The sequence below is a fragment of the Enterobacter cloacae complex sp. IR5458 genome (genome assembly GCF_049238025.1).
GTDB classification, from domain to species: Bacteria; Pseudomonadota; Gammaproteobacteria; order Enterobacterales; family Enterobacteriaceae; genus Enterobacter; species Enterobacter kobei.
Genome location: NZ_JBMKIF010000091.1, coordinates 1 through 3,844, shown reverse-complemented (window position 1 = coordinate 3,844; position 3,844 = coordinate 1). Strand labels below are relative to the sequence as shown.

Genomic DNA, 3,844 nt, shown 5'->3' with positions numbered 1-3,844 from the left:
TGCTGGACCCGCTCGCCGCAGCCGAACGACCGAGCGTAGCGAGTCAGTGAGCGAGGAAGCGGCATGTCTCCGGTAGTGCATCTTCTGCTGACGCATCCGACCCTGATTTTTCACCTGCTTTATGTGGCAGCTATGCCAGGTGTTTCTGCGATGTTACATTTTAAGCCAGTATACACTCCGCTAGCGCTACGTGACTGGTTCAGGGCGGCGCCCCGAAACCCGCCAAAACCGACTGACGCGCCTGCGGCTTGTCCAACCCCGCGCCGCCCGGGAAGCGTTTCCCGCCCGTCCCGGCGTTATCAGGAGGCCGGTTTGTCAGAGAAACGGAACAAGATGCTCACCATGTGGGTGACGGAGGACGAGCACCGCAGGCTGCTCGAACGCTGCGACGGGAAGCAGCTGGCGTCCTGGATGCGGCAGACGTGCCTCGGTGAGAAGCCGGCCCGCTCCGGCAAACTTCCCTCGATCTCGCCGGCGCTGCTGCGCCAGCTTGCCGGCATGGGCAATAACCTGAACCAGATAGCCCGCCGGGTTAACGCCGGCGGCGGTACCGGCCATGACCGGGTGCAGATTGTCGCCGCGCTGATGGCGATCGATGCCGGCCTCGAGCAGTTGCGCCACGCAGTTCTGGAGAAAGGATCGGACGATGATCGTTAAATTCCACCCGCGCGGCCGCGGCGGTGGCGCCGGGCCGGTGGATTACCTGCTCGGTAAAGACCGGCAGCGCGAGGGCGCCACCGTCCTGCAGGGACGGCCGGAAGAGGTCCGGGAGCTCATCGACGCCTCGCCGTATGCGAAGAAATACACCTCCGGGGTACTGTCGTTTGCGGAGGCTGACCTGCCGCCCGGGCAGCGTGAAAAACTGATGGCCAGCTTCGAGCGGGTTCTGATGCCCGGACTTGATAAGGACCAGTACAGCGTGCTGTGGGTGGAGCACACCGACAAGGGGCGTCTGGAGCTGAATTTCCTGATCCCCAACACTGAGCTGCTGACAGGAAAACGCCTGCAGCCGTACTTTGATCGTGCTGACCGGCCGCGCATCGATGCCTGGCAGACGGTGGTCAACGGCCGGCTGGGGTTGCATGACCCGAACGCGCCGGAGAACCGGCGGGCGCTGGTCACGGCATCTGCCCTGCCAGAAACGAAGCAGGAAGCCGCCCAGGCCATCACGCAGGGGTTACTGGCCTTAGCCTCATCCGGGGAGCTGAAAACGCGCCAGGACGTCACTGCGGCGCTGGAAAGTGCAGGTTTTGAGGTGGTGCGCACCACCAGAAGCAGTATCAGCATTGCCGACCCGGACGGGGGGCGAAACATCCGACTGAAGGGAGCCATCTATGAGCAGTCTTTTAACGCTGGCGAAGGACTTGGAGCAGAAATCGAAAGCGCAGCAGCTGCATACCGGCGAGATGCTGAAAGCCGCATTCAGCGAGCACGAGCAGTCTGTCAGAGCGGAACTGAGTGCAAGCGGGAAGAGAATCAGCGACGCCATCCGCGCCCACGAGGAGAGTATGAGCTCGGCCATGGAAAAGAACCGGCGGAGCGTGCTGCGCACGGCCGGGCGGACATGGCTCACCGTCCTGATGACGGCAGGCCTGCTTGTCGGGACGAGCGGGAGCGTGCTGTGGTGGCAGGGCCAGCAGATAACCGACAATTACACGGCCATTCGCCAGCAGGAGGATACGCTGAAGAAACTCACCGTCCGGACGTGGGGCGTGCGCTATCAGGAGAGCAGCGACGGCCGGAAATTCCTTATCCTGCCGCCGGGGATGCAATCCGAAGCTATCCCCTACGACGGGACGACCTGGATCCGCCTGAAACAGGAGTAGCGGAAAATGACAGAACTGGAAAAGCAGTTGCTGAGCGCATTAGAGCAGCTACAGCAGGATTACTCGCAAAGGCTGGACGAGTGGGAGAGCGCCTTCGCGGAATGGCGGAGGATGTCTGGGCTTATGCAACGGGAGAACGCGATGCTGAGCGAGCGCGTGTCGGACTTGAGCGAGCAGGTGCAGAGTTTGAGCGAGCAGCTGCGCCGCTTGTCCGGGAGCTGAATACGGCAGAGCGCCGGCAGCGGGAGCATGAATATCAGAAAAGCCTGGAGCAGCAGCGCCAGCCGCAGAAAACCTACAAAGGACCGACGCTGGGCTGACGGATGCCGGCGCGTGACAAACTCCAGGAAGAAGGGCTGCGAAATTCCCCGCTAAATACGTCGTGATGAAAAGATCAGGGCATAGACAAAGGGAGAATTGTAGGACTGCTTAACAGCCATTGAAGCTGTACTTAACTGCCTGTATCTGGCGGCGGAGCTGTGGGAGTGGCTGAAGAAGCATTTGCCTGTTTTTAAGGCTTTCGCGCCGATCTCAGGGTGAATTTCACTCCCATGCATCTGGCTGCATGACTATGCATGAGTGTAATATTCAGCGGCTGCGTTTCCGGTGTTTTTTCGCTATGTCTGTCGCCACTTTCTCGCGTCTGGCACCGGAAACGCCGCCAACCCCGTTTCAGCGGTGCGGGCAACGGATGTTATGGTAAATCCAACTGATTGGCAGGTACAAAAAAAGCCCCGTAGGGCTTTTTTGTAATGCTCATGAGGAAACTACTGCTGCTTAGAATCCATTTCCTCAATGTGATTGTTCACAATAGATCTGAATTGCATTGGTGCCTTGATGTTTGGAATTGGCGTGTTGGTTCCGCCGGTACCTTTAATTACGATCGACCCATAATTAAAGATTCGTCCTAGTATCCCTTGATGTATGCCAAGGCTTTCAACTTTATCAATACGGAGTTCCACCGTATTACGTCGGATCAACCCTACTTTTGCGATGACTCTTTGGTTAGTCAATGCAAGCTCCGTTGACCAAACTCTAAGAAGCACAGGGACTATTATAAGTAATCCTAAGCCGTAAAAAGGTAGCAACAGGATTCCGATAATTACTGGGATGATTGTTGGAATCCAGGAGGTTTGAGCGCGAGATATTACAGATTCATTTCTCGTCAATGATTGGTCTACGTAGCTTCCCATAAGGTTACATCCATTTAGAAAAAATAGGATTTTTCCCTTTTTAAGATGAATCGGCAATAGAAACCTTATATCCGCGTGGTAGGTATACAAAAATTAAGGGGAACGTAGCGACTCTCGGACTGCTCGGTTCTTTTATTTCTTGCCGTGAAAGTAGCTTGATTCAACGGTGGTGAACGCTGCTGCTACGCCCATATACTCCTGGCTTTAGAAACCTTTATCCCATATCTGTCGAATATCACAGATGATCTTCTTGAGATCCTTTCCGTTGCGTCGTAATCTCTTGCTCTGAAAACGAAAAAACCGCCTTGCAGGGCGGTTTTTCGAAGGTTCTCAGAGCTACCAACTCTTTGAACCGCGGTAACTGGCTTGGAGGAGCACAGTAACCAAATCTGTCCTTTCAGTTTAGCCTTAACAGGCGCATAACTTCAAGACTAACTCCTCTAAATCCGTTACCAATGGCTACCGCCACTGGCGATTTTTCGTGTCTGTTCCGGGTTGGACTCAAGATGATAGTTACCGGGACAACGTGGTAGTCGGGCTGAACGGGGGGTTCTTGCATACAGCCCAGCTTGGAGCGAACTGTCTAAACGGAACGGGACGTGGTGATTTAGGTAAAGCTTCCACCACAACACGGATGCCGCAGGACGGGAACAGGAGAGCGCAAGAGGGAGCCGCCGGGGGGAAACGCCTGGTATCTTTATAGTCCTGTCGGGTTTCGCCACCACTGATTTGAGCGTCTGATTTGTGATGCTTGTCAGGGGGGCGGAGCCTATGGAAAACCGGCAACGCTGGGATCCTTTTCTGGTCCCGCTTTTTTACGCACAT

The 3,844-nt window shown here is 56.0% G+C and carries 3 protein-coding genes; 2 read left to right on the top strand and 1 reads right to left on the bottom strand.

Annotated features, from left to right (window positions below):
• Positions 1 to 333: 333 nt before the first annotated feature.
• Together ACOTYN_RS25900 and mbeA are read left to right on the top strand one after the other, a co-directional pair.
• Positions 334 to 657, top strand: coding sequence for a MobC family plasmid mobilization relaxosome protein (locus ACOTYN_RS25900; RefSeq protein WP_180240279.1), 324 nt, complete (start codon positions 334 to 336; stop codon positions 655 to 657).
• Positions 647 to 2,146: a plasmid mobilization relaxase MbeA gene (gene mbeA, locus ACOTYN_RS25895; RefSeq protein ID WP_032104981.1), complete on the top strand. Its 1,500-nt coding sequence runs from the start codon at positions 647 to 649 to the stop codon at positions 2,144 to 2,146. The genes ACOTYN_RS25900 and mbeA overlap by 11 nt, the downstream gene beginning before the upstream one ends.
• Positions 2,147 to 2,593: 447 nt before the next feature.
• Here mbeA and ACOTYN_RS25890 read toward each other — a convergent pair whose 3' ends face one another.
• Positions 2,594 to 3,019: a PH domain-containing protein gene (locus tag ACOTYN_RS25890; RefSeq protein WP_001676030.1), complete on the bottom strand. Its 426-nt coding sequence runs from the start codon at positions 3,017 to 3,019 to the stop codon at positions 2,594 to 2,596.
• Positions 3,020 to 3,844: the final 825 nt, after the last annotated feature.